This window comes from Halorubrum salsamenti (genome assembly GCF_007671685.1).
In the GTDB taxonomy this organism is placed as follows: domain Archaea; phylum Halobacteriota; class Halobacteria; order Halobacteriales; family Haloferacaceae; genus Halorubrum; species Halorubrum salsamenti.
The window spans coordinates 445,567-469,860 of sequence record NZ_VCNL01000002.1 but is presented as its reverse complement, the minus strand read 5'-3'; the positions used below and the strand labels follow the sequence as shown (position 1 = coordinate 469,860).

23 protein-coding genes are annotated in these 24,294 nt (G+C 69.7%); 15 read left to right on the top strand and 8 right to left on the bottom strand.

The genetic code is table 11. From position 1 onward, the window contains the following. The first annotated feature begins 34 nt into the window (after positions 1-34). Complete coding sequence (locus FGL94_RS06850) at positions 35-280, top strand: PRC-barrel domain-containing protein (protein WP_008848114.1); 246 nt, start codon at positions 35-37, stop codon at positions 278-280. After that, positions 280-738, top strand: a complete 459-nt coding sequence (locus tag FGL94_RS06845) for an NOB1 family endonuclease (protein WP_144922540.1) — start codon at positions 280-282, stop codon at positions 736-738. The genes FGL94_RS06850 and FGL94_RS06845 overlap by 1 nt, the downstream gene beginning before the upstream one ends. Before the next feature lie 36 nt (positions 739-774). Here the strand turns inward: FGL94_RS06845 and uppS are convergent, their stop codons facing one another. After that, a complete protein-coding gene (gene uppS, locus FGL94_RS06840; RefSeq protein WP_144922537.1) occupies positions 775-1,773 on the bottom strand; it encodes a polyprenyl diphosphate synthase in 999 nt (332 codons plus the stop codon). Between the two features lie 64 nt (positions 1,774-1,837). On the opposite strand from uppS, the gene lwrS reads away from it, so the two are divergent. Both lwrS and FGL94_RS06830 read left to right on the top strand, forming a co-directional pair. Next, positions 1,838-2,203 carry an LWR-salt protein gene (gene lwrS, locus FGL94_RS06835; RefSeq protein ID WP_144922534.1) on the top strand — a complete coding sequence of 122 codons (366 nt, stop codon included), beginning with the start codon at positions 1,838-1,840 and terminating at the stop codon, positions 2,201-2,203. An 83-nt stretch (positions 2,204-2,286) separates the two neighbouring features. Then, positions 2,287-2,940, top strand: a complete 654-nt coding sequence (locus tag FGL94_RS06830) for an HAD family hydrolase (protein WP_144922531.1) — start codon at positions 2,287-2,289, stop codon at positions 2,938-2,940. Between the two features lie 23 nt (positions 2,941-2,963). On the opposite strand, the gene FGL94_RS18770 is transcribed toward FGL94_RS06830, so the two are convergent. Beyond that, positions 2,964-3,098: a hypothetical protein gene (locus FGL94_RS18770; RefSeq protein ID WP_277752607.1), complete on the bottom strand. Its 135-nt coding sequence runs from the start codon at positions 3,096-3,098 to the stop codon at positions 2,964-2,966. Positions 3,099-3,335: 237 nt separating this feature from the next. On the opposite strand from FGL94_RS18770, the gene FGL94_RS06825 reads away from it, so the two are divergent. Both FGL94_RS06825 and FGL94_RS06820 read left to right on the top strand, forming a co-directional pair. Continuing rightward, on the top strand, positions 3,336-3,701 hold the full coding sequence (locus FGL94_RS06825; protein WP_144922527.1) for a PadR family transcriptional regulator: 366 nt from the start codon (positions 3,336-3,338) through the stop codon (positions 3,699-3,701). A gap of 25 nt (positions 3,702-3,726) precedes the next feature. Next, positions 3,727-4,218 carry a CopG family ribbon-helix-helix protein gene (locus FGL94_RS06820; protein WP_144922524.1) on the top strand — a complete coding sequence of 164 codons (492 nt, stop codon included), beginning with the start codon at positions 3,727-3,729 and terminating at the stop codon, positions 4,216-4,218. A gap of 34 nt (positions 4,219-4,252) precedes the next feature. Here the strand turns inward: FGL94_RS06820 and FGL94_RS06815 are convergent, their stop codons facing one another. Both FGL94_RS06815 and FGL94_RS06810 read right to left on the bottom strand, forming a co-directional pair. Further along, positions 4,253-5,218, bottom strand: coding sequence for a rhomboid family intramembrane serine protease (locus FGL94_RS06815; RefSeq protein ID WP_241659142.1), 966 nt, complete (start codon positions 5,216-5,218; stop codon positions 4,253-4,255). A gap of 9 nt (positions 5,219-5,227) precedes the next feature. Next, the gene (locus FGL94_RS06810; RefSeq protein ID WP_144922521.1) at positions 5,228-7,519 is read right to left on the bottom strand and encodes an AAA family ATPase; all 2,292 of its coding nucleotides are present in this window, start codon (positions 7,517-7,519) and stop codon (positions 5,228-5,230) included. Between the two features lie 83 nt (positions 7,520-7,602). Here FGL94_RS06810 and endA point away from each other — a divergent pair, with 83 nt between their 5' ends. Continuing rightward, the gene (endA, locus tag FGL94_RS06805) at positions 7,603-8,790 is read left to right on the top strand and encodes a tRNA-intron lyase (RefSeq protein WP_144922519.1); all 1,188 of its coding nucleotides are present in this window, start codon (positions 7,603-7,605) and stop codon (positions 8,788-8,790) included. Between the two features lie 27 nt (positions 8,791-8,817). Here endA and FGL94_RS06800 read toward each other — a convergent pair whose 3' ends face one another. Then, positions 8,818-10,656 (bottom strand): bacterio-opsin activator domain-containing protein, encoded by a 1,839-nt coding sequence (locus FGL94_RS06800; protein ID WP_144922517.1) that lies wholly within the window; start codon positions 10,654-10,656, stop codon positions 8,818-8,820. Positions 10,657-11,002: 346 nt separating this feature from the next. Between FGL94_RS06800 and FGL94_RS06795 the strand changes: the two genes are divergently transcribed. The 6 genes from FGL94_RS06795 to FGL94_RS06770 all read left to right on the top strand — a co-directional run bounded on the left by FGL94_RS06795 (position 11,003) and on the right by FGL94_RS06770 (position 19,206). After that, positions 11,003-12,046 carry a 4Fe-4S dicluster domain-containing protein gene (locus FGL94_RS06795; protein ID WP_186313354.1) on the top strand — a complete coding sequence of 348 codons (1,044 nt, stop codon included), beginning with the start codon at positions 11,003-11,005 and terminating at the stop codon, positions 12,044-12,046. Positions 12,047-12,050: 4 nt separating this feature from the next. Further along, entirely contained in the window at positions 12,051-13,322 is a 1,272-nt protein-coding gene (gene nrfD, locus FGL94_RS06790) for an NrfD/PsrC family molybdoenzyme membrane anchor subunit (RefSeq protein WP_144922515.1), read from the top strand. Further along, positions 13,319-16,576: a molybdopterin-dependent oxidoreductase gene (locus FGL94_RS06785; RefSeq protein ID WP_144922513.1), complete on the top strand. Its 3,258-nt coding sequence runs from the start codon at positions 13,319-13,321 to the stop codon at positions 16,574-16,576. The genes nrfD and FGL94_RS06785 overlap by 4 nt, the downstream gene beginning before the upstream one ends. Before the next feature lie 68 nt (positions 16,577-16,644). Beyond that, positions 16,645-17,322: a molecular chaperone TorD family protein gene (locus FGL94_RS06780; RefSeq protein WP_123619700.1), complete on the top strand. Its 678-nt coding sequence runs from the start codon at positions 16,645-16,647 to the stop codon at positions 17,320-17,322. Between the two features lie 11 nt (positions 17,323-17,333). Beyond that, complete coding sequence (locus FGL94_RS06775; protein WP_186313353.1) at positions 17,334-18,416, top strand: Mrp/NBP35 family ATP-binding protein; 1,083 nt, start codon at positions 17,334-17,336, stop codon at positions 18,414-18,416. Positions 18,417-18,603: 187 nt separating this feature from the next. Beyond that, positions 18,604-19,206, top strand: coding sequence for an LURP-one-related/scramblase family protein (locus FGL94_RS06770; RefSeq protein WP_144922511.1), 603 nt, complete (start codon positions 18,604-18,606; stop codon positions 19,204-19,206). A gap of 13 nt (positions 19,207-19,219) precedes the next feature. Here FGL94_RS06770 and serS read toward each other — a convergent pair whose 3' ends face one another. The 3 genes from serS to FGL94_RS06755 form a co-directional block, all read right to left on the bottom strand. Then, positions 19,220-20,590, bottom strand: coding sequence for a serine--tRNA ligase (gene serS / locus FGL94_RS06765; protein ID WP_123619304.1), 1,371 nt, complete (start codon positions 20,588-20,590; stop codon positions 19,220-19,222). A 93-nt stretch (positions 20,591-20,683) separates the two neighbouring features. Continuing rightward, positions 20,684-20,920 (bottom strand): hypothetical protein, encoded by a 237-nt coding sequence (locus tag FGL94_RS06760; protein WP_144922509.1) that lies wholly within the window; start codon positions 20,918-20,920, stop codon positions 20,684-20,686. An 89-nt stretch (positions 20,921-21,009) separates the two neighbouring features. Beyond that, positions 21,010-21,555 (bottom strand): hypothetical protein, encoded by a 546-nt coding sequence (locus FGL94_RS06755; RefSeq protein ID WP_144922507.1) that lies wholly within the window; start codon positions 21,553-21,555, stop codon positions 21,010-21,012. Positions 21,556-21,639: 84 nt separating this feature from the next. On the opposite strand from FGL94_RS06755, the gene FGL94_RS06750 reads away from it, so the two are divergent. Next, entirely contained in the window at positions 21,640-22,986 is a 1,347-nt protein-coding gene (locus tag FGL94_RS06750; RefSeq protein ID WP_144922505.1) for a dihydroorotase, read from the top strand. 272 nt (positions 22,987-23,258) lie between these two features. Beyond that, positions 23,259-24,290 (top strand): AAA family ATPase, encoded by a 1,032-nt coding sequence (locus tag FGL94_RS06745; protein ID WP_144922504.1) that lies wholly within the window; start codon positions 23,259-23,261, stop codon positions 24,288-24,290. Positions 24,291-24,294: the final 4 nt, after the last annotated feature.

Below are 24,294 nucleotides of genomic sequence, written 5' to 3'. Positions count from 1 at the left end.
GGAGTTTAAGACCGTTGCCCGGGACCGTGGGAACATGGTCGACATCCTCGCGGAGAACCTCTCCGGGAAGGCGGTGATGAGCGCGGACGGAACGGAACTCGGGGACCTCTACAACATCACGATGGACCTCAAGTCGGGCGAACTCTCCGACCTGCTCGTGAGTCCTCACGAGCACCTCAGCCCGGAGCGCTCGGGCTTCGACGTCGACGAGATGGGTCGCCTGAAAGTGCCGGTTGCGAACGTGCAGGCGGTGAAAGACTACATCGTCGTCGCCCGCTGATGGAAGTCCTCGACACATCGGCGTTCATCCACGAGTACACCACCGACGACGACGTGGTCTCGGTGCCCGAAGTCCACGAGGAACTCACCGGTGAGGGCGCGCTCCGCTTCGACGCGATGGAGGGCTCCGGAATGACGATCCACGTCCCGGCCCCGGAAGTCCTCGACAACGTGCGGCGCGCCGCGCGCGGCTCCGGCGACGCCGCGGAGCTGTCCGACACCGACACCCGGCTGATCGCGACCGCGCTGGAGCTGAGCGCGACGCTGGTCACCGACGACTACGCGATGCAGAACGTCGCGGAGCGGCTCGACATCGCCGTCGAGGCGATCGCGCGTGACGGCATCTCCGAGGAGCGCGAGTGGCGGTTCCAGTGCGTCGGCTGCAACCGCACCTTCGACGAGAACAAGGAGCGGTGTCCGATCTGCGGGAGCGACCTGACGCGGAAGAACCCGGCGTAGCGCGGAGTTCCGCTTTTGTCGCCGTTTCGCGGGCACTCAGTCCGCCGACTCCGGCTCCGCGTCGCTTTCTCCGGTTGGGGTTCGGGCCGCGGTTTCGGGCGCGGGTCCGCCCTCGTCCGGGCCCTCGGCGTCGCCTGGTAGCGCGGCGGCGAGCGCGTCGGCGTCGATCGGGAGCCGGGCGCGGAGCCGTCTCGCGACCGCGTGCGCCTCGGCGATCTCGACCTCGGCGACCGCCCGGACGAGCGCGACCGCGCGTTCCGCACGGGCCCGGCGCCACGACTCCTCGCGCGACTGGTACGTGCGGATGGCGCGGAGGAACTCCACCTCCGAGAACTCCGGCCAGTACGGCGCACAGAAGTAGACGGCCGCCTCGTTGCCGTTCGCGTGCCACGGGAGGAAGTTCGAGGTGCGCTCGTCGCCGCCGGTCCGGACGATGAGGTCGACGTCGCGAACCGGGCGGTCGTACAGCCTGTCCTCGACGGTCTCGACGTCGACGTCGTCGGGGTCGAGGTCGTCGTCGTCGACGTCGCGCGCGATCGCCGTCGCCGCGTCGAGCAGTTCTGTCCGGCCGCCGTACGCCAGCGCGACGTTCAGCGTGAACCGGTCGTTGTCCGCGGTGCGGCGCTCCGCGTACTCCACCGCGTCGCGCACGTGCGCCGGGAGCCGATCGACGTCGCCGATGGCGCGGACACGAACTCCCTGCTCGTGGACGCGGTCGGCGTCGGCGAAGTCGCGGAGCTTGTCCTCCAGCAGGTCGAACAGCGGCTCTAACTCCTCGTCCGGGCGTTCGAAGTTCTCGGTCGAGAAGGCGTACAGCGTCAGTTCCGCGACGCCCAGATCCGCGCACCAGTCCAGCACGCGCTCGGTGGTGTCGGCGCCCGCGCGGTGGCCGTCGGGCGCGTCCTCGCCCCGCTCGCGGGCGTACCGCCGGTTCCCGTCCTGGATGATCGCGACGTGCGTCGGCACGTCCTCGATCTCCCGGCGGAGGTGTCGGAGGTACGCGCGCTGGGTGAGATCGCGGAGGCGGTCCAGCATACATGCGGACGGACACGACCGAGGGGTATGTACTTTTACCCTCTGGCCTCGCAGATCGCGGCCGATGGACCCCGCCTACCTCTTCGCCGTCGCGTTCCGGCTCGATCCGGACGAGGCGGCGGTCGACCCCGACCGGTTCGAGACGACGCTGGAGATCCCCGCGAGCGAGCCGGGGACAGAAGGGTGGCTGTTCTTCCGTGACCGCCTCTGGCGCGGCGAGATCGGCGACGAGCCGTCGTTCCGAGAGCTCGCCGGCGACCGCCTGGGCGTCGAGGTCGTCGCCGCCGACTTCCGTGAGCTCCGGACCGACCGCGAACACCTCGACGCGCTGAAACACGAGGTCGGCGCGGACCTCGACCGGTTCAACGCCGACTCGGTCGACGAGGTGCTCCACAAGTACCTCGGGTCGTCGGTCCACGTGCGGGAGTGACGGCTCGGCTCGGACCTACCCCCCACAACGAACTTACCCACCCCCACAACGCACTTACCGACCGGCCGCCTACGGGCGCCCCCATGGTCGTCGACGACTACGACTTCCACCTGTTCGACCTCGACGGGACGCTCGTCGACGCGGAGTGGTCGTACACCCGGAACGTCTTCGACAGCGTCGGCGACCGGCTCGGTCGCCGCTTCACCGACCGGGAGGCGTACGTCCTCTGGCACGGGCTCGGCGGCGCCCGCGGGAACACCCTCCGCGAACTCGGGGTGGACCCCGACGCGTTCTGGCCGGCGTTCCACGCCGAGGAGGACCCGATCGCCCGCGCGGAGGCGACGTACCTCCACGACGACGCCGCCCGGCTGCTCGACCGCGTCGACGACGCCGGCGGCCCGACCGGACTCGTCACCCACTGCCAGCGGTTCCTCGCCGAGCCCGTGCTCGACCGGCTCGACCTCGACGGCCGGTTCGACGCGGTCGTCTGCTGTACCGACGAGACCGGCTGGAAGCCCGACCCGGATCCCATCGAGCTGGCGATGGCGGACCTCGGCGTCGACCCCCGAACCGACCGCGGCTACTACGCCGGCGACGGCGAGAGCGACGTGGGCGCCGCGTGGAACGCGGGGCTCGACGCGGTCCACGTCGAGCGGGTGGGCCACGAGGACCGCGGGCGATGCGTGCTGGGCGACCGGCGCGTCAGCCGGCTCGACGAACTGCTCGGACCGACGTAAGGGGCCGGGGCCGGACTCGACCGCTACGAACCGGCGGCGCCCCGGACACGCTCTTTGCCGCACTTCGCACAGCGCTCCACGACCTCGTTCGGGTTGATTACGACCGCCCGTCGCTCGTACCGGTGTCGACAGACCAGGCGTTCGATCGTCGCGTGCATAGTGCAACGACAACGATTGCGACTGAAGAAAGTTCCGTAGACACACATTTATACACATAATACACCTCAATCGGTCACGATATTCTCAGATAGGGCGGAATACGAGAAGTGATCTCGCACAGAATAAAACACTCATCGCATTCAACAGCGCCCGATCGGGGCCGTCGATCGCGGTCCCTGCTCACGCACCTCGCCCGCGACCGAAACGGTCGTGAGGCGCCGGGCGGAACCGGACGTATGACGAAGTGGCTCCACAGCGGCCGCCGCCGCGACCTGTGCGCGCTGCTGTACGACGCCGGCGAGCTGCGGGCGCAGTCGTTGAAGAGCCGGCTCGAATCGCACTACGACGAGCGGATCGATCCCCGTTCGTTCTACGCCACGCTGACCTCGCTCGTGGAGTCGGGCTTCCTCGACCGACGGACCGAGGGGCTCGCCGACGTGTACGCGCTCACCGACGCCGGCGAGCGCGCCCTCCTCGATCACCACGAATGGCTCTCGGCGAGAATCGATGGCGGACCCGCTGACGGACCGCCGGTCGGTTCCGTCAACGACGACGACACCAGCGACGACGACGGCGCCAGTGGCCCCAACCTCAAAGATTAACAAGAACGGTGCGATCAGTTAATATATGACGGTCGTCAGCGTCTCGATGCCGGAGGAGCTGTTGGAACGGATCGACGGGTTCGCGGACGAGCACGGCTACACCGGACGCAGCGAGGTCGTCCGCGAGGCCTCCCGGAACCTCCTCGGGGAGTTCGAGGACGCGAAGCTGGAAGACAGGGACCTGATGGCGGTGGTGACCGTGCTCTTCGACTACGAGACCACGAGCGTCGAGGAGCGGATGATGCGGCTCCGCCACGAACACGAGGGGCTCGTCGCCTCCAACTTCCACAGCCACGTCGGCTCGCGGTACTGCATGGAGCTGTTCGTCCTCGAAGGGCGCCTGGACGACATCTCGGCGTTCGTCGGGAAGATCCGCGCGACGAAGGACACGCTCACGGTCGACTACAGCGTGACGCCGGTCGACGAGTTCGGCGCCGACAGCGACCTCGCGGCGACGGGCGGGGATCGAGGGGAGAGCGGGGATCACGCTGGCGGCCGCGGTCACGGCCACGACTAGGGCCGGGACGACTGAGCGGGAGCGCCGCCGTTTTTTAAGTACCACCGCGATCGGCTTCCGCGTCCGCGAGCACGCCGACGAACGGCACCGCGAACCCGACGACGTAGCCGGCGAGGTGCGCGAACACGTTGCTGCCGAACGGGACGAGCACCAGCGACCCGATCACGCCGGCGGCCGCGACGCTCGCGCCGGTGACGTACAGCAGCTCGCGCTCCGGCTCCAGATCGAGTCCCGCCACCCGCGGACGTCCGACCGCGACGGACAGCGCGGCCGCGGCGAGGGCGGCCCCGACCGCGAACAGCGACCCCACGGCCGGCAGGGGCGGGAAGTAGCCGGTACCGCTCGGCGCGAGGTACGCGAACGCGAGCGACGCGAGGACCACAACGAGCGACCACCGCGGGTCGACGCCGGCGAGCGCCTCGCTTCGGCTCCGATCGCTTTCCGCCGCCAGCGCGGCGAACCAGACGGCGACGAGGTAGCCGAGGAGCGCGCTGTTCACGTCCGAGAAGCCGGCGGTCGGCGCGTCCGTCACGCCGCCGAGCGCGACGATGGTGGCCCACGCCGAGACGAGGGGGACGACCGCGAGGTAGACCGCGACCGACCCGAGGAGCCGCCGGCGCCAACCGGCGACGACCGAGAGGGGGTACGCGACCGCGACGAGCAGCCAGTAGTTGACGACGTTGTCGGCGAGGTGGGCCGGGTCCGCGTGGACGAAGCTCGACGCGAACGCGGTCCACAGCGCCCACCGGCTCTCGAACACGCCCTCCGTCGCCAGCGAGAGCCGCCACGCCTCGGCTCCGGGGAGGAGGCTCACGCCGACGAGCAAGACCGGTAACGGGAGGGAGACGAGCGCCAGCTCCGCCGGCGGCCGGGACCGAACGGCGGTGAGAAGTCCCGCGAGCAGGCCGCGAAGGGTGGGCGGGCCAGACGGTGCGCCGTCGTCACCGTCGTGGTTTGCCGGGTCGCCGTCGCGCCCCTCCGGATCGCCGTCGTCCGTCATCCCGATCCCCTACGGCGTGGCCGGACGAACGCTCTCGAGCGCCGCCGCGAAGTCGTCGGCCGTGATCGAGACCTCGTCGGCGTGGTCGTTGGCCTTCTCGCCGTGTTCGTCTGCGACGCGCTCGATGGCGATCAGGGCGGCCTCCCGGCACAGCGACGCGATCTCCGCGCCGGAGTACCCCTCGGTCTCGTCTGCGAGGTGCTCTAGGTCGACGCCGTCGACGAGGGGCTTCGAACGGGTGTGTACGTCGAATATCTTGCGGCGGGCCTCGCGATCGGGCTCGGGGACCTCGATGTGGGTCTCTAACCGGCCGGGCCGGAGCAGCGCGGGGTCGAGCGCGTTCCGTCGGTTCGTCGCCGCGAGCACGACGAGGTTCGGGTTGTCGCTGGCGCGGTCCAGCTCCGTGAGCAGCTGGGAGACCACGCGCTCGCCGACGCCGGAGCCGTCGCCGCCCGCGCCGTCTCGGTCGGCCGCGATCGCGTCGATCTCGTCGAAGAAGACGATCGCGGGCGCCGCCTGCCGGGCGCGGTCGAACAGGTCCCGGACCGCCTTCTCGGACTCGCCCACGTAGCGATCGAGGAGTTCGGGCCCGGCCACTTGGATGAAGTTCACGCCGCTCTCGCCCGCGATAGCCCGCGCGAGGAGGGTCTTCCCGGTCCCCGGCGGCCCGTGGAGCAGGACCCCCGTCGGCGGGTCGGCGTCCGCGGCGTCGAACAGCGGACCGTAGGTCAGCGGCCACGTGACGGCGCGCTCCAGCCGCTCCTTGGCCTCCGGGAGCCCGCCCACGTCCGAGAAGTCGGTGGTCGGCTGCTCGGCGACGTACTCGCGCATCGCGCTCGGCTCGACGTTCGCGTGGGCGGCCTCGAAGTCCGCCTTCCCGACGGTCACGTCGTCGAGCGCCCGAGCGTCCGACTCGCGGGCGCGCCGCAGCGCGGTCATCGCCGCCTCCTGCGTGAGCCCCTCGATGTCGGCCCCGACGAACCCGTGGGTCCGCGCCGCGATCCGGTCCAAGTCCACGTCGTCCCCGAGGGGCATCCGGCGCGTGTGTACGTCGAGGATCTGCCGGCGGCCGGCCTCGCCGGGGACGCCGATCTCGATCTCGCGGTCGAACCGGCCGCCGCGCCGGAGCGCGGGGTCGAGGGTGTCGACGCGGTTGGTCGCGCCGATGACGATCACGTCGCCGCGGGCGTCGAGCCCGTCCATCAGCGAGAGCAGCTGGCCCACGACGCGGTTCTCAACGTCGCCGCCGTCGTCGCGCTTGCCGGCGATCGAGTCGATCTCGTCGAAGAAGATGATCGCGGGGGCGGCCTCACGGGCTTCTTTGAACTTTTCCCGGAGCTTCTCCTCGCTTTCCCCTTTGTACTTCGACATGATCTCCGGGCCGTCGACGGTGATGAACGTCGCGTCGACCTCGTTGGCGACGGCGCGGGCGATCAGCGTCTTCCCGGTGCCCGGCGGCCCGTGGAGCAGGACGCCCTTCGGCGGGTCGATCCCGAGCCGGGTGAACACGCCGGGCTCCGAGAGCGGGAGCTCGATCGTCTCGCGGACTAACTCCAGCTCCTCGTCGAGCCCACCGATGTCCTCGTAGGTCGCGCCCGCGGTGTGCTCTTCCGGGGGCGCGGTACCGCCGCCGGTTGGTTTCGCGTCGGTTCCGGGAGCGTCGGTTCCGGGGGCGTCGGTTCCGCTCGTGTCGCTCCCGGCGGATCGGTCGGCCGAGGGACGACTCTCCGACCGCGATCCGGGCGCGCTCCGTCGATCGCGACCGGCGCCCGCGTCGGATCGGGAGTCGTCCCCGTCCCCGTATCTCACCGACACGTCGGTCCGGTTCGTGACGCGCACCGTGCCCGTCGGGTCGGTCTCGGCGACGACGAACCGGATCCCGCCGAGCCGCTCGACGTGGACGGCTTCCCCCTCGGTGACGGGGCGGTCGCGGAGGTCGCGGGCGAGCGCGCGCTCGACCACCTCGCGGCTCACGTCGACGTCGGCGAGCTCCGCGGGCGCGCCGAGCACGACGCGGTCTGCGTCCTCGACGTCGACGGCGGCGACCGTGACGGTGTCGCCGACCTTCACGCCGGCGTTCGCGCGGGTGTCGGCGTCGATGAGGACGGACCCCTCTCGGGCGTCCGCGCCGCCGGGCCACACCTTCGCGACCGCGGTGCGCTCGCCGCGGATCTCGACGGTGTCGCCGCTGAGGAGGCCGAGTCGCTTCCGGGAGGGTTCGGGGAGGCGGGCGATGCCCCGGCCCGCGTCCCGCTTCTCGGCGGCACGCACCGTAAGCCGGAGGCCGGCGGTGTCGTTCATACGCTCCGTTCCCGCCACTGACCCTTTATCCTTGCCCGCCGCCGACCGCAACCCCCTTACCCCGCCCGAACCCGTCGTTCGGTATGCAACCGACAGGGCACCTGCGCGGCGACGCGGTCCGCGTCGCCGGCGACGCCCGCCAGCGGTTCCACGACTCCGGCGGCTACGGTCGCCCGCTCGGCGGCGACGAGATCGCGCTCTCGCGGGTCGAGGCCGCCCACCTGCTGTTCCGCGGCGACCTCTCGGGAGTCACGATCGGTGAGGACGACGGCACCGGCGAGGTCGGCTTCGAGCGCTTCTTCGTCGAGAGCGCGGCCGCGGCCGATCGGTTCGCCGTGCGCTACCTCGTCTACGCCGACCTGCGCGACCGCGGCTTCTACCTCTCGCCCGCCCGCGATCCGTGGCCCGGCGGCGACGTCGACGCGCCCGACGCGGTCGACTTCGTCGCCTACGAGCGCGGCTCGACGCCGGACACGGGGAACGTGAAGTATCCCGTACAGGTCGTCGGCGAGCGCGAGTCGCTGCCGGCGGCCGGGCTCGCCGGGCGCACTCTCGCGGTCGTCGACGAGGAGTCCGACATCACGTACTTCGCGGCGACGAGCGGGGAGATCGCGGGCGCGACCGACTACGAGCCCCCCGACCGGCTGACGGGCGTCCTCCTCGCCGACCGCGTCGTCGTCTGGGACGCCCCCGAGGGGCTCTACGAGCGCGGCTTCTACGGCCAGCCGCTCACCGGCCGCGCCGCCGCGGTCGAGGGCGCGGTCCAGCTCTCCCTCGTCGAGGCGGCGTCGCTCGCGGCCGACGGCGTGCTGTCGCTGTCGGCGTCGGTGGACGCGGCGGGCGAGGCAACCGGCTCCTCCAGCGACGGGGCCGCGGAGACGGACGCCCCCGCCGCCGCGGTCGTCGCCCGCGGCCGCGACGTGGAGGGCGAGCGCTTCGACCGTCGGCTCGCCGTTTATAAGCGCCTCCGCGACGCCGACGCCGTCCCGAAGACCGGGTTCAAGTTCGGCGCGGACTTCCGGACCTACCTCGACGTGGAGACGGTCGAGGACCTGCCGCACTCCGAACACCTCGTGCGTGTCGTCGAGGCCGACCACCGGTTCTCGCCGCGCGAGCTGTCGCTCGACGTGCGGCTCGCGGGCGGCGTCCGCAAGGAGATGGTGTTCGCGCTGACGGCGGTGGGCGGTGACGGGCGCGACGACGCCGACGGACACGACGCGGTCCGCGACGCCGCCGTGGAGTGGCTCTCCGTCGGCCGATTGACGCCGTAGCCGAGTGAAACCCCTCCCGCGAACCGTTCACGACACCGTCACGGTGTCGTCGAACAGCGCGGAGAACAGCTTGTTCTCGGCCGCACGGAGGTGCTGTGTGAACGTCGTTTGCGAGATGTCCATCATCGACGCCACCTCCTCGCCGGTGTGTTCGCGGGGCCACTCGAAGAACCCGGCGAAGTGCGCGGTACGCGCCGCTTCGCGCTGTCGGTCCGTTAACGCTCCCGACAGCTGCTTCCGGAACCCGGCCTCGGTCTGTACGTCTCGCTCGCGCTCGCGCTGCGCGACGAGCGTCAGTCCGTCGTACGCCGTCTGAAGGGCGTCGACGACGGTCCGGATGTCGTTCGAGCTGGCGACGTGTGCGACCAGCGTCCCGCTCGTACCGGTGACCGAGAGGGATTCGATGCCCGCCCCGTACTGCGCCAGCGTCGCGACGATCGACCGCTCGTCGATCGAGAACCGGAACAGGGAACGTGCCTCGTGGGTGTAGACGTGCTGTGCCGCGTCGACGTGGTCGGCCTCGGCGGCGTACTCGGAGACGGCTTCCGGCTCGGCGTCCGCGACGGTGACGTACTGGACGCGATCGCTGTCGCCGCCGCCGACGTGCTCGACGGCGACCGTGCAGTCGAGTCGCGCCGCCATATTCGCCAACGGCTCGTCGATCCCCGTCAGCTGGAACTCCAGTTCGGTGACGCTGTCCGCGGCGAGCGTCTGCTTGCTCTCGACGGCGCTGATCGCGTCCGCGACGGTGCGACCCAGTTCGGCGAAGATATCGCGCTCGATCAGGTCGAATGCGTCGGCGTTACGGGTCATTACGACGAGAACGCCGTACTCCGCGCCGCGGTACGCGAGCGGCACCACGACGCAGTGCGCCTCGCCGGGCGTCTCGGCGAGGTCGTCGTCGATCTCGGTGAACACCGGACGAGAGTCGTCGAGCGCCGCTTCGATCGGCGTCGGATCGGTCGCACACAACGTCTCGATATGGCCGTCGAGCGAGTCGATGTCGGTCCCCGCACACGAGCGCGGGCTGACCGTGCCGTCGACGAGCCCGCGTCCACCGGTCCAAGCCACGTCGAAGAGGTCGGAGGAAGCGAACTGCTCGCACACCTCCGACTCGATCTCCTCTCGCGTCGACGCGGCGACGAGCTCCCGATTGACGTCGCGGAGTACCTCGTTCGTGTTGTTCAGGAGGGCCAGTCGCTCGTTCTGATCTTCGATGCGCAGCTCGCGCTCCTTCCGTTCGGTGACGTCGCGCTCGATCGCCACGTAGCGTTCCACGTCCCCGTCTTCGGTGATCGGCGCGATCGTCGCGTCGATCCAGCAGAGCTCTCCCGACTTCCGGCGGTTCGTCAGCTCTCCCTCCCAGACAGACCCGGACGCTATCCGTTCCCAGAGCTCCTCGTAGAACTCCTCGTCGTGTTTCCCCGACTGCCAGAGTCGCGGATTCTCTCCGACCACCTCGTCCGGCTCGTATCCCGTGACCGTCTCGACGGCCGGGTTCGCGTACTCGATGGTGCCGTCAGGGTCGGTGAGGAAGATCGCGTGCCCGGCGTGTTCGATGGCTTTCCGATAGCCCCGGAGCCGCTCGTTCGCCGTCTGCAATTGCGTTTTGACGGCGTCCTCCTCGTCGACGTACTCGGAGAGGTAATACACCGTCAACAGGGTGAGCGCGCTCACGAGGAGCCCGGGAAGCTCCTCGATCCCGGTGGTCGCCGTCCGCACGGTGAGCAGCTGCCGAAGCGTCATGAAGGTCAGAAGCAGCGTCAGGAAGCCGAACCGCCGATCGCGAGTGCTCGCAAGCAGCAGGATCGAGTAGCCGACGCCGAGCAGCCGCAGCCCGATCGAGAGGGCGATGATCCAGTTCATACGACCACTCTCCTCCCCAGGCGGACCGGCGTCGGTGGCCCGCCGACCGTTTGTCCGTCTCGGCGCGACCCGTTCATAGCCGAGAGGAGTCCGTTCTCGTTGATAATGTCGGCGGTCGCTGGCGCGCAGTGCGGAACGGACCGATCCGGGGGAGTTATCCCCCGATCCAAACAGTATTGGTACGCGCAATATGGGGTGTCTCCCCGGGGAGCCCCCGGGTCAAACTGTATTGGTATCACCCTTTCCACCGGACTCCGCGTACATCCACGTGTATGACCTCCAGGACCAACCGGTCGGTACGGAGCCGGCCGCACGTCGGCGAGACGACCAGCGACGGGTGGTGGCGATGAGCACCGCTGACGACGGAGACACCCTCCCCGGCATCCCGAACGTCGGGAAGGCAGACCTCGACGCGATGGTGGAGAACGAGCGACCCGACCCGCGAGAGGAGCTCGCGGACGTCGAGGCGGACACGGACCTCGGCGTTTCGATGGCCGAAGACGCGCAGCGCGTCGCCCGCGGTGAACTCTCGGGCGACGAGTACTGGGAGAAGTACGACGAGGCCGCCGCCGCGGAGTTCGGCGAGGCGTACCGCGAGACGCCGAACCCGGCAGTCGACGCCGGCGACCAGACCGTCTCGACGGAGACGGCCGAGTCGCTGAGTTGTGCCGTCGGATCGATGGACACCGTGTCGGCGGAGTCGGCGCAGATCGACGGCGAGGGCGGAGGCGAGTCGGACGGAGGGATCGGCGCGGGCGACGAGAAGTGGGGGATGGTGATCGACCTCCAGAAATGCGTCGGCTGCGACTCGTGTACGGTCGCGTGCAAGTCAGAGAACCGGACGCCGCCGGGCGTCTCGTACAACGTCGTGATGGAGGAGGAACACGGCGAGTTCCCGAACGTCACGCGGACGAACGTGCCGCGACCGTGCATGCAGTGCGACAACCCGCCCTGTGTGCAGGTGTGTCCCGTCTCTGCGACGTACAAGATGGACGACGGCGTGGTCAACATCGACTACGACCGGTGTATCGGCTGCCGGTACTGCAACATCGCCTGTCCGTACGGCGCGCGGTACTTCGACTTCGGCGAGAACTACGACGACGAGGTCGACGAGGCGGGCGAAATCACGAGTCCGGAGTACGGCGTCGACCGCGGTCCACGCGAAGAGGGGAAGTCGCCGATCGGCAACATCCGCAAGTGCAGTTTCTGTACGCACCGGTTAGAGCGCGGCGAAGAGCCGGCGTGCGTCGAGACGTGCGTCGGCGACGCCCGCAACATGGGCGATCTCGAGAACCCCGACAGCGACGTCGCACGGATGGCCGACTCGTCGCGCGCGTTCCAACTGAAAGAGGACGAGGGGACCGACCCCAACGTCTACTACCTCAAATAGACCGATGTCGACACAGAGTTCACGCTTCGAGTTCGATCCGGGGTTCGAAGACGACCGGCTGCGAATAGCCTGGTACGCGGTCGTCGGCGTCCTCGTCGCCGTCGGCGCGTACGCGACATACCTGCGGCTCACGGGGGGGATGGCGAGTACCAACCTCACGAGCATCGTCCCGTGGGGCGCGTGGGTCGCCTTCTACATCTACTTCGTCGGCCTCTCCGCCGGCGCGTTCCTCGTGAGCACGATGGCCAACGTCTTCGAGGTCGAGGGGATGCACAGGATCGACCGCGACGCGCTGTTCGCGGCCGTCATCAGCATGGCGGTGGCGCTGCTGTTCGTCTGGATCGACCTCGGGCGGATGGACCGGATGTACTTCCCGTTCATCTGGCGCCAGCTGACGTCCGCGCTCTCGTGGGAGGTCCACGCGTACGTGGCCTATATCGGAATCCTGGTCACGGAGCTGTACTTCTCGATGCGGATCGACCTCGCGCGAGTCGCCGAGCGGACCTCGGGGCTCCGAGAGACGTTCTACGCGGCGCTCGCGCTCGGTCGACTGGACACGAGCGAGGAGTCCCAAGCGTTCGACCGGCGCTGGCTCAAGCGAGCCGGCGTCGTCGGAATCCCGCTGGCGATCTTCATGGTTCACGGCGGCACCGGCGTGCTGTTCGCCGTCTCGAAGGCCCGCCCGTACTGGAACAGCGGACTGTTCCCGGTGATCTTCGTCATCTCGGCGCTGCTCAGCGGGACCGCGCTCGTGATGATGATCTACGTGCTTCGGACCCGACTGTTCGACGGCGACTCGGTCGATCCGGATCTGCTCGACCGGCTCGCACAGCTGCTGATCGGCTTCATCATCGTCGACGCCGCCCTGACCGCCATCGAGACGTTCATCGCGATCGCCAGCCTCCACCCCCACGAGATCGAGACCTGGCAGGTGATCATGTACGGTCCGATGTCGTGGTCGTTCTGGTGGTTCATGGTCGGCTTCAGCTGGGTGTTCCCGATGGTCCTGCTGAGCAAGAAGTCGTGGCGACGCACGCCGTCGGTGATGGTGCTCGCCGGACTGAGCGTCGTCGTCGGGATCGTCGCGGTGCGGTTCAACATCGTCGTCCCGGCGCAGGTCATGCCGGTGATGGAGGGGCTCCCCCACGGGTCGTACTTCCCGACGCTCGTCGAGTGGGGGACGAGTATCGGCATGATCGGTGTCGGCCTGCTGTTGTACACGCTGGGTGCGGAGACGCTTCCGTTGACCCCGCTTTCCGGAGGTGACCACGAATGAGTACCGACGATTCGGGCGAGGACGGCGCGGGCGTTTCGCGCCGCGACTTCGTCAAGGCGGCCGGGAGTATCGGAGTCATCGCGGCGGCGAGCAACGCCGCGGTCGACGTGGACGTCGACGACCTGTGGACGGACGACCAACACCACTACGTCGGAGACGACTACGGCGAGTACGGCGCGAGCGACGTGATACACACCACCTGCGGACAGTGTAACACGTTCTGTCCGATCAAGGTGCAGCTCGCGGACGGGAGCGGCACCGGCGAGTACAGCTCGCTCGTCCGGAAGCTCGCCGGGAACCCGTACTCGTTCCTCAACACGCAGCCGTTCTCACAGGTGCCCTACGAGAGCGACCCGGAGGACGTGGCGATGGGCGACGTCGAGGGGAGCGGCGACGTCGACACCGACCGCTGGTCGCTCTCCGGCGGCCGGATCTGTTTAAAAGGACAGGCGGGCATTCAGACGGCCTTCGACAGCTACCGCGTCCGACAGCCGATGAAACGCGTCGGCCCGCGCGGCTCGGGCGAGTGGAAGACCGTCTCGTGGGACCAGGCGATTCGGGACATCGTCGAGGGCGACGACGAGCTCGGCCACCCCGGACTCGAAGACATCTGGGGATACGCCCCGCAGGAGGCGGTGATGAGCGACTGGGAGGCGGTCCAGAACGGCGAGCTCTCCAAGTCCGCGTTCGACGAGAAGTACGCCGACGACCTCATCGACACCGACCACCCCGACCTCGGCCCGAAGTCCAACCAGATCGTCGACGTCGGCGGGTTCCGCCGCAACTTCATTCGGAACCGACTCTGGCATCAGGGACTGGGGTCGATAAACAGCATCCACCACGCCGGGACCTGCGGCGTCTCGAGCGTGATGGGCAACGTGCGCTCGCACGCCGCCCAGAAGAAGCGACAGTATCCGGACATCGAGAACTGCGAGTACCTCCTCGCGTGGGGGACCAATCCCATGGTCGCCAACAAGGGGCCGACGTGGCTCGCGCCGAAGCTGACGAACGCCATCGAGGACGGGATGCGGATGGACGTCGTCGACCCGCGGCTGTCGAAGACCGCGGAGAAGGCCGACACGTGGGTCCCCGTCGAACCCGGCGCGGACGGGGCGCTCGCGCTCGGGATGGCGCGGTGGATCATCGAGAACGACCGCCACGACCTGGCGTATCTCCAGAACCCCTCGCGGTCGGCCGCGAGCGACGACGACGAACCCACGTGGAGCGACGCGACGCACCTCGTCCTCGTCGACGAGCCGGCGGGACCGAAGGCGCGCGCCGGCGACCTCGGGCTCGTTCCGGAGGGCGACGAGGCCGCCGACGACTTCGTCGCCGTCGACGCGGCGACGGGCGAGCCGCGACCCGCGAGCGAGGTCGAGACGGCCGTTCTCGACGTCGACGTGACGATCGACGGGACGGCGGTTCGCAGCGTCTGGAGCCAGTACCGCGAGCGCGTCTTCGAACACACCGTCGAGGAGTACGCCGAGATGGCCGGCGTGCCGGCCGACCAGATCGCCGAGATCGCCGACGAGTTCACCAGCCACGGCAAGCGGGCGGCGATCATGGCCTACCGCGGCCCGGCGAAGCACACCAACGGCTTCTACAACACGCGAGCGATAGCCACCCTCCAGCACCTCATCGGGAACTACGACTGGAAAGGCGGCCAGATCACGCCCTACGCGGGCTACGACACTATGTCCGGCCGGTACGAACTCGGCTCGGTCCCGGACGGATACTCCCCGTGGGGGATCCCCCTGCTCCGCGGCGGCGTCAACTACGAGGACACCTCGTTGTTCGAGCGCGACGACGGCTACCCGGCGAAGCGGCCGTGGTTCCCCGTCGCGCCGCCGCAGGCGACCCAAGAGCTCTACGGCAGCGCCGCCGACGAGTACCCGTACGGCGTCGAGGCGCTGTTCATCCGGCCGTACTCGAACAACCACGTGATGGCGGTCGCCGGCGGCGACGAGATCCCGGCGATCCTCGAAGACACCGACGCGATCCCGCTGATCGTCGCCTCGGACACGGTCATCGGCGAGACGAGCCAGTACGCCGACTACATCCTGCCCGAGCCGACGTACCTCGAACGGTGGGAGAACTTCGGGACGTACCCGAACAAGCGGCTGGCCGACGAGAAGGTCAGCCAGCCGGCGGTCTCGGTCGTCCCCAACGCGCGTCCGTTCGAAGACGTGCTCATCGAGCTGTGGTCGGAGCTTGACCTGCCCGGCGTCGGTGAGGAGGCTATCCCCGACGCGGACGGCAACTTATGGCCCCTCGAACAGGCCGAGGACTTCTACCTGAAGCTCGCGGCCAACATCGCGTACGCCCGCGACCCGGTCGCGGACGCGAGCGAGGACGAGCGGCGGGTGTTCCGCGAGAGCCACGAGAACGGCCTCGGCGAGCAGTTCGACCTCGACCGCTGGCGGGCTGCCGTCACCGACGAGGAGTGGCCGAAGGTCGTCACGGTGTTGAACCGGGGCGGCCGCTTCGAGGAGCCGACCGAGGGCTACGACGAGGCGTTCGCCGAGCACGGTCACGGGTACGACTACGCCGAGCGCGGCGAGGAGTCGAACGCCTACGACGGCGAGCACATGCGGTACAAGCTCGAGTCGCGCGTCGACTTCTACAGCGAGGTCGTCCCGAAGGGGAAACACTCCTACACCGGCGAGCGGTTCGACCCGCTCCCGCGGATCGACGACGTCGAGCACTACGACGGGACCGTCCAGGCCGCGGTGAGCGGCGACGACGACCCGGAGCGCCCGCTCCGGCTGATCAACTGGAAGCCGCGGACGCAGGGGATGCACCGCACCCAGAACAGCCCGTGGCTCCGCGAGACACGCCCGGAAAACCCCGTCTGGATCAACCCGCGGGACGCCGAGGAACGGGGCATCGAGAACGGCGACGAGATCGTCATCGACGCGGGTCGCGGGACCGCCGACGCGGTCGCGATGGTCACGAGCGGGATCCGACCCGGCGTCGTCGGTGCGATGTGGGGCTGGGGTCGGACGGGCGACGGCGCGACGGCCGACACGATCGACGGCGAAACGCGGCCGGCGGTCGAGGCGGACGGCCACAGCGACTACCAGTTCGACGAGCCGATGACCGAGGAGGCCGGATACGCGAAGGGGCGCGACGCCGGCTTCGCGATCAACCACATCCAACCGTTAGACGAGGAACTCGGCGACACCGGCCTCTCGGATCTGGTCGGCGGGAGCAACGCGCAGTACGACGCCTTCGTCGACGTGGAGCGGCGGTGAGACGCATGTCCGGACACACAGACCCAGACGCGGACACAGACGCAGGCGCCGCCCGCGACGAGGCGGCGATGGCGACGGCCCGCGCACGGCTGTACGGACTGCTGGCCGCGACCTTCGACGGCGAGGCCGAGACGATCGCTGCCGCGCTCGATCGGGAGGCCTTCGCGGCCGTCGCCGACGTGTTCCCGATCGACATCGAGACGGCCGACCTGCGCGGTGACGATCACGACGCCGACTCGCTGAAGATCGGGTACGACAACCTGTTCGTCGTACCGGGAAGCCACTACGTACCGCCGTTCGCGTCCGCCCACGCGGTCGATCCGAGCGAGGCGTTCGAGTCCGACTCCCGGTATCACACCGCCGGGGAAGCCGGCGAACTCCTCGGCGATCCGGCCGCCGACATGGCGCAGCTGTACGCCGCCGCCGGGTTCTCGCCCGAACGGGGCGACGACATCCCCGACCACGTCGCCGCCTGTTTCGAGTTCATGCGCGCGCTCTGCGAGCGGGAGGCGGCGCTCCTCGACGGCGGCGGACGCGAGGCGAACCTCGACGCGGTCCGCGACCTCCAAGCCCGGACGCTCTCCCAGTTGGGGTGGATCGACCGGTTCGAAGACGCCGTCGCGAGCCGCGACACCGTCGAAGGCGTCTTCGCCGCGATCGCTCGTCTCGCTCGGACGTTCACCGCATGGGACGCACAGGAAGTCGTCGACGCCGACCGGCGGTCGTCCGAAATCACCTCCACGTAACCACTTCACCGATGACAACAACAGACATCTCAGACGCAGACCTCCGTGATCGCCTCCGCGCCGTCGACGACCCGGCGCTCGATACAGACATCGTCAGCGCCGGCCTCGTCACCGACGTCACGGTCGACGGCGGGACCGCCGCCGTCGAGCTCGCACTCGGCGCGCCGCACGCGCCGGACGAGGCCGCCATCGCGGACCGCGTCCGCGAGGTCGCCGCCGACGCCGGGATCGACGTCGAACTCTCGGCGAACGTGCCGCTGTTCGACTCGGCCGAGTCGTCGGTCCTGCCCGGCGTGAAAAACGTGATCGCCGTCGCCTCCGGGAAAGGCGGCGTCGGGAAAAGCACCGTCGCCGTCAACCTCGCCGCCGGCCTCGCCGACCGCGGAGCGAACGTCGGGCTGTTCGACGCCGACGTGTACGGCCCGAACGTTCCCCAGATGCTCGGCGCCGACGCCGACCCCGACGTGACGACGGTCGACGGCGAAGACCGGATCGAACCGCCGACCGCCCACGGGCTCGAACTGATGAGCGTCGGACTGCTGATCGACGACGACGACCCTGTCGTCTGGCGCGGTCCGGTGGCGCAGAACACGCTCACGGACCTCTTCGACGACGTGTCGTGGGGATCGCTGGACTACCTCGTCGTGGATCTCCCGCCGGGTACCGGCGACGTCCAGTTGACGGTGCTTCAGAACCTCCCCGTCACGGGGACGGTCGTCGTCACGACCCCCCAATCCGTCGCCGTGGGAGACACCCGCCGAGGCGTGCAGATGTTCGGGGAGTACCAGACGAACGTGTTGGGCGTCGTCGAGAACATGAGCGGGTTCGTCTGCCCCAGTTGTGGAGACACGCACGACATCTTCGGCGAGGACGGCGGCCGGACGCTCGCCGATGCGGTCGACGTCCCGTACCTCGGATCGCTGCCGCTGGATCCGGCCGTCCGCGCGGGAGCCGACGACGGTGAACCGATCGTGTTCGGTGACGAGGGCGACACCGCAGCGGCGTTCCGGGAGTTGGCGGCGACGGTCGCAAACAAAGTCGGGGTCCTCCGACGTCACCACCAACAGCAGCGGCGAGAGCCGGAGCCAATGTGACGCGGGAGTCGGCGCCGAGCTGAAAAACCGTGGTGGTGCCGGTAGAGCGGAACCGGAAGCGATCGACACCGCCTCCGCTCCCACTCAGCTTCGTCTCCACGATGATCGCTTTGGACTACCGCGTCCGGACGCGGGCGTCGTCGGGAGAACGGAAGGATTTTTCCGGCGGTGACGCGCTTCGGCACCCATGGACGATCCCTCCGCCTTCCCGTCCGGGTCGAGCGCGTACGACATCTCCACGGTCGACCTCGACGACGACCGCTACGAGGTGACACAGTCGATGGTCCGGAACAAGTACACCGTCCGCGACAGCGCCGGCGACGTCGTCTTGCGCGGGAAACAGAAGATGTTCAAGCTGAAAGAGGAGTTCCCGTTCGTCACCGGCGACGACGGTGACGCGTTCACGGTGAAGGCTGGCGGAATCATGGACGTCGCGGGCAACTACGCAATCACCGACGCGGGCACCGGCGAGGAGGTCGTCGTCCTCGACGAGGACTACTCGCTGTTCACCGAAAACTGGACGATCCGCGACCCCGACACGGGGGAGGCGCTGGCGACCATTCGATCGAAGAACAAGCTCCTCTCGGCGCTCCGCCACCTCGTCGGCGCGGCGAACCTCGTCCCGAACAAGTACGAGATATTCGACGCCGACGGCGGTCACGTCGGCGACATCGAGGGGCAGTTCTCGCTGCGCGACGCCTACACGGTCACCATCGACGACGCGAGCGACGTGCCGAAAGAGGCGGTGATCGCCGCCGCGTGCATCCTCGACGCCTTAGAGAACCAGTAGCGACGCTCGACGCCTACTCCCCGCCCAGCTTCGTCTCGCCGACCGCGTCGTGGCCCTCGATCACTTCTGTCCCGCCCATGTACGGGCGCAGCGCCTCGGGGACGGTGACGGTGCCGTCGTCGTTCTGGTAGTACTCTAAGATCGCGACGACGATCCGCGGGACCGCGAGCCCCGAGCCGTTCAGGGTGTGGAGGAACTCCGCGGACTCGTGGTGCTCCTCGCGGTAGCGGATCCCGGCGCGACGCGCCTGGAAGTCCTCGAAGTTCGAGACGGAGGAGACCTCCAGCCAGCGGCCGCCCCGCTCTGGGCCCTCGTCCATGTCGTCTGCGGGCGCCCACACCTCGATGTCGTACTTCTTCGCCTGCGTGAACCCGAGGTCGCCGGTACACATCTCGAGGATGCGGTAGGGGAGTTCGAGGCGACGGAGCACCTCCTCGGCCTCGTCGACGAGCCCCTCGAAGCGCTCGTCGCTCTCCTCGGGCCGGACGAAGTTCACCATCTCAACCTTGTTGAACTGGTGGACGCGGACGATCCCGCGCGTCTCGGTGCCGTGCTCGCCCGCCTCCTGCCGGAAGTTCGGCGTGTACGCCTGGTACTTGAGCGGGAGGTCCTCACCCAAGAGGATCTCGTCGCGGTGGAGGTTCGTGACGGGCACCTCCGCGGTCGGGAGCAGCCAGAGGTCGTCGTCGTCGTAGTCGTCCTCGTTGGTCCCCTCGACGCGGTAGGCGTCCTCGGTGAACTTCGGGAGCTGGCCGGTGCCGCGCATCGACGCGGAGTTGACTGGGATCGGCGGGAACACGTCCTCGTACCCCTGCTCGCGGTGCACGTCGAGCATGAACTGGATCAGCGCGTGCTCCAGCCGGGCGCCGTCGCCCTTCGCGACGTAGAAGCCGCCGCCGGCGACCTTCGCGCCGCGCTCGAAGTCGAGGATCTCCAGCTCCTCGCCGAGGTCGTAGTGCGGCTCGACGCTCTCCGGGAGCTCCCGGAGAGCGTCGAACCCCTCGCGGCGCCGCTCGACGTTCTCCGACTCGTCGGCGCCGACCGGCACCGACTCCTGCGGGATCTGGGGGAGTTCGAGCAGCGACTCCTCCAGCTCGGCCTCCAGCTCGTCGGCGCGCTCCTCGATCTCCTGTAGCTCCGACTTGAGTTCCTGTGAGCGCTCGATCGCCTCTTGGGCCGCCTCCTCGTCGCCGGCCTGTTTGAGGTCGCCGATTTTCGAGGAGACCTCGTTGCGCTCGTGACGCAGGTCGTCGCCGCGCTGTTTCAGCTCCCGCCACTCCTCGTCGACGTCGAGTATCCGGTCGAGGTCCACGTCGACGCCCTTGTTGGCGAGCGCCTCGCGGACGACCTCGGGGTTCTCCCGGACGAACTGTCGAGACAGCATTTACCGGAGGTTCCGCCGGCCGCCCCAAAACCGTATCGGAGCGTCGGCATCGGTTGGCACGGTGGGTTCGTGGTTCGGGACGCGGCGTCCCCGTCAGGGGATGAACGCGAAGTTCGCGACCACCATGAGGAGCGCGAGGCCGGCGACGACGACGCCCATGATCCGCATCATCAGGATCCGGGTCTCGCTCGGCGCTATCTGTGTCGTCCCCTCGGGACCGCGAGCCTGCCAGTTCGTCATCCGACGGGGGAAGGCGGCCATCGCGAGCGCGCCGGCGGCGACGAGGAGGGGGACAGCGACGAAGAACAGCCGGAGGGGCGCGGGGAGCATGTCCGGGTGTAGGTCGCGCGGATCAACAAAATGTTACGGTGACGAGCGTCGCAGCGGAACCCCGGAGCGGTCCCGGGCCAGCGCCGCCGTCAGTACCCACCGGGGAGCGCCATCCCGATCGCGAGCGCGACCAGCGGCACCGCGGCCACGACCGCGTACCACAGCCCGGCGGCCACCAGCAGCGCCCACGTCCCCGGCCCGTACCCGGTCGGGTCCCAGTCGACGCCGAGCCGCGGGAGCCCGAGCACGGCGAGCGCCGGGGCGACGAACCCGACGATGACTCCGCCGAACAGCGCGGTGTCGAGGAACCCCTCGCTCCACCCGGGGCCCGCCGAGTCGACGAGCGCGACCGTGAGCAGGAGGCCCGCGAGATATGGGACCGAGAGCGCGAGCGAGACGCCGACGTAGGAAGGGACGAGCCGGTTCGCGGGCGGCAGCGCGCGGAACAGCGCCCGGAACCGCGCCGCGATCAGGAAGGGTGTCCAGAGCGCGGCGGCGACGGTCCCGGGGAGCGCGAACAGCGCGATCGTCCACAGCCACTCGGTCGCGGTGTCGACGATCGCCGGGACGGCGGGGGCGACCGGAGCGGACGCGAGCGCGGGAAGGGCGGAGATCGGAGGGACGGGGTGGGCCATGTTCGAACGGGCTCCGCGCGCGGCAAACGCTTTGTGGTGGATCAGATCACCACGGTTTAAGCGGCGCGCCGCGAGCGCCTACCCATGCTCATCACGGGAGCGGAGCTGGCCGACGGACGGGTCCGCGACGTTCGGGTCCGAGACGGGACCGTCGACGCGGTCGAACCGACGAACGCGGGGCTCGACGCCGACGCGGGAGAGCGCGTCGTCGACGCGCGCGGGCGACACCTCCTCCCCGGCGCCGTCGACGTGCACGTCCACTTTCGCGAGCCGGGCGCGAGCCACAAGGAGACGTGGACCTCGGGCTCGCGGGGCGCGGCCGCGGGCGGGGTCACGACCGTCGTCGACCAGCCGAACACCTCGCCGCCGACCGTCGACGGCGACGCCTTCGACGAGAAGGCCGGCCTCGCCGCGCCCTCGATCGTCGACTACGGGATCAACGGCGGCGTCACCGGCGACTGGGACCCCGAGAGCCTCTTCGAGCGCCCCCTGTTCGCGCTCGGCGAGGTGTTCCTCGCGGACTCCACCGGCGACATGGGGATCGCCGTGGACCTGTTCGAGGACGCGCTCGCCGACGCCGCCGCCCCCGACGTCCCCGTCACGGTCCACGCGGAGGACGAGACCCTGTTCGACGAGGGAGCGCTCGACGGCGACCTCGGCGGGGTCGGCACCGCCGCGAACGCCGACGCGTGGTCGGCCTACCGGACCGCGGAGGCCGAGGCCGCGGCGGTCGAGCGCGCCCTCGACGCCGCCGCCGCGAGCGACGCGCAGGTCCACATCGCGCACACGTCGACGCCGGAGGGGATCGACGCGGTCGTCGAGGCGCGGGAGGCCGCGACCGGGGGCGCCCCGCCCACCTGCGAGGTGACGCCGCATCACCTCTTCCTGTCGCGCGAGGACGCGGGCCGGCTCGGCACCTTCGGGCGCATGAACCCGCCGCTCCGCTCCGAGGAGCGGCGCGCCGCCGTCTTCGAGCGGCTCCGCGACGGCGACGTGGACGCCGTCGCCACCGACCACGCGCCCCACACGGTCGCGGAGAAGCGGCAGGGGCTCGCCGACGCGCCGAGCGGCGTTCCCGGCGTGGAGACCCTCTACCCGCTCCTCTTGGAGTCCGTGCGGAAGGGCGACCTCTCCTTAGAGCGCGTCCGCGACGTGGTCGCCGCCAACCCCGCGTCGATCTTCGGGATCGGGGACAAGGGTCGGATCGAGCCGGGTGCCGACGCCGACCTCGTCTTAGTCGACATGACGAACCCGCGCGAGATCGAGGCCGGCGCGCTTCACGGCGCGGCCGGCTGGACCCCCTTCGAGGGACTGCTGGGCGTGTTTCCGGAACTGACGACGGTCCGCGGCGAGGTCGTCTACGAGCGCGATCCGGTCACCGGCGCGGAGTCGTTCGGCGAGTCGGTCGGGCGGAACGTGCGGGAGTCGTAGGGGGCGGTCGCACGGTATCGGGAGCCCACCGCGGGGGCCGTCCGATTCGCGTCCGTGAGTGACCCCGCCGAAGTGCCGGCGGAACGCATATGCCGCTTCCACCCTAATTCGATCCATATCGATGACAATGGGTACCACTAGCATGGTCGCCCTCCGGCAGGCCAGCGTGCGCCCAAATCGGATCGGCGCGTCTCCGGACCGGCACCGGGCGCACCCGGGTCGGGCCGCTACACGCGGACCGCGATCGCCGGTCCGTGACGACGGGCGACGCCATGACTGACCCGGGAGAGTCCGGGCCGCTGGGGGCGGGCGTCAGCGAGAGAGACGGTGACGGCGGCTCGGGGACTGACGCCTCTGGCGACGATACCCCCGCGGGAGCCGCCATGGAACCCGCGGCGGTGGCCGACCTCGCGGAACGCCTCGCCGACAGCGTCGAGGAGGTGATCGTCGGGAAGCGGGAGGCGGTCGAGCACGTCGTCGTCACCCTGCTCGCCCGCGGCCACCTCCTGGTCGAGGACGTGCCCGGCGTCGGGAAGACGACCCTCGCGAAGGCGGTCGCGCGCTCGATCGGCGGATCCTTTAAACGCGTCCAGTTCACGCCGGACCTGCTCCCCTCCGACGTGACGGGCGTCAACGTGTTCGACCAGCGCACCGACGAGTTCGAGTTCCAGCCGGGGCCGGTGTTCGCGAACGTCGTGCTCGGCGACGAGATCAACCGCGCGCCCCCCAAGACCCAGTCGGCGCTCCTCGAGGCGATGGAGGAGCGGCAGGTGACGACCGACGGGGTGACCCGCGAACTCCCCGACCCGTTCTGCGTGATCGCGACCCAGAACGACGTGGAGCCCGGGCAGACGTACGACCTGCCGGTCGCCGAGGTCGACCGGTTCACCAAGAAGATCCGGCTCGGCTACCCCGACACCGACGAGGAGGCCGAGATCATCGGACGGATGGCCGGCGACCACCCGGTCGAGTCGGTCGAGCCGGTGGCGACGATCGAGGACGTTCGGCGCGCCCGGGCCGCGGTGGGGGCGATCGAGGCGACCGAGGAGCTGCGCCGGTACGTGGCGCGGCTGGCGGTCCACACCCGGCGGCACGCCCGCCTCGGCGTCAGCCCGCGCGGGAGCCTCGCGCTGCTGCGGACCGCGCAGGCGCGGGCCTCCCTCGACGGCCGCGGCTACGTGATCCCGGACGACGTGCAGGCCGAGGCGCCGACGGTGTTCGCCCACCGGATCCGGTCCGACTCCGGCGACGCCGACGGCGACGAGGTCGTCGCCGACGCGCTCGAACGGGTCCCCGTGGAGTGAGCCG

Bases quoted from the DNA above. Each gene is read 5' to 3' on its own strand.
- FGL94_RS06850 (WP_008848114.1), top strand. From the start codon at position 35: ATGGTCGACATCCTCGCGGAGAACCTCTCCGGGAAGGCGGTGATGAGC.
- FGL94_RS06845 (WP_144922540.1), top strand. From the start codon at position 280: ATGGAAGTCCTCGACACATCGGCGTTCATCCACGAGTACACCACCGAC.
- uppS (WP_144922537.1), bottom strand. From the start codon at position 1,773: ATGCTGGACCGCCTCCGCGATCTCACCCAGCGCGCGTACCTCCGACAC.
- lwrS (WP_144922534.1), top strand. From the start codon at position 1,838: ATGGACCCCGCCTACCTCTTCGCCGTCGCGTTCCGGCTCGATCCGGAC.
- FGL94_RS06830 (WP_144922531.1), top strand. From the start codon at position 2,287: ATGGTCGTCGACGACTACGACTTCCACCTGTTCGACCTCGACGGGACG.
- FGL94_RS18770 (WP_277752607.1), bottom strand. From the start codon at position 3,098: ATGCACGCGACGATCGAACGCCTGGTCTGTCGACACCGGTACGAGCGA.
- FGL94_RS06825 (WP_144922527.1), top strand. From the start codon at position 3,336: ATGACGAAGTGGCTCCACAGCGGCCGCCGCCGCGACCTGTGCGCGCTG.
- FGL94_RS06820 (WP_144922524.1), top strand. From the start codon at position 3,727: ATGACGGTCGTCAGCGTCTCGATGCCGGAGGAGCTGTTGGAACGGATC.
- FGL94_RS06815 (WP_241659142.1), bottom strand. From the start codon at position 5,218: ATGACGGACGACGGCGATCCGGAGGGGCGCGACGGCGACCCGGCAAAC.
- FGL94_RS06810 (WP_144922521.1), bottom strand. From the start codon at position 7,519: ATGAACGACACCGCCGGCCTCCGGCTTACGGTGCGTGCCGCCGAGAAG.
- endA (WP_144922519.1), top strand. From the start codon at position 7,603: ATGCAACCGACAGGGCACCTGCGCGGCGACGCGGTCCGCGTCGCCGGC.
- FGL94_RS06800 (WP_144922517.1), bottom strand. From the start codon at position 10,656: ATGAACTGGATCATCGCCCTCTCGATCGGGCTGCGGCTGCTCGGCGTC.
- FGL94_RS06795 (WP_186313354.1), top strand. From the start codon at position 11,003: ATGAGCACCGCTGACGACGGAGACACCCTCCCCGGCATCCCGAACGTC.
- nrfD (WP_144922515.1), top strand. From the start codon at position 12,051: ATGTCGACACAGAGTTCACGCTTCGAGTTCGATCCGGGGTTCGAAGAC.
- FGL94_RS06785 (WP_144922513.1), top strand. From the start codon at position 13,319: ATGAGTACCGACGATTCGGGCGAGGACGGCGCGGGCGTTTCGCGCCGC.
- FGL94_RS06780 (WP_123619700.1), top strand. From the start codon at position 16,645: ATGGCGACGGCCCGCGCACGGCTGTACGGACTGCTGGCCGCGACCTTC.
- FGL94_RS06775 (WP_186313353.1), top strand. From the start codon at position 17,334: ATGACAACAACAGACATCTCAGACGCAGACCTCCGTGATCGCCTCCGC.
- FGL94_RS06770 (WP_144922511.1), top strand. From the start codon at position 18,604: ATGGACGATCCCTCCGCCTTCCCGTCCGGGTCGAGCGCGTACGACATC.
- serS (WP_123619304.1), bottom strand. From the start codon at position 20,590: ATGCTGTCTCGACAGTTCGTCCGGGAGAACCCCGAGGTCGTCCGCGAG.
- FGL94_RS06760 (WP_144922509.1), bottom strand. From the start codon at position 20,920: ATGCTCCCCGCGCCCCTCCGGCTGTTCTTCGTCGCTGTCCCCCTCCTC.
- FGL94_RS06755 (WP_144922507.1), bottom strand. From the start codon at position 21,555: ATGGCCCACCCCGTCCCTCCGATCTCCGCCCTTCCCGCGCTCGCGTCC.
- FGL94_RS06750 (WP_144922505.1), top strand. From the start codon at position 21,640: ATGCTCATCACGGGAGCGGAGCTGGCCGACGGACGGGTCCGCGACGTT.
- FGL94_RS06745 (WP_144922504.1), top strand. From the start codon at position 23,259: ATGACTGACCCGGGAGAGTCCGGGCCGCTGGGGGCGGGCGTCAGCGAG.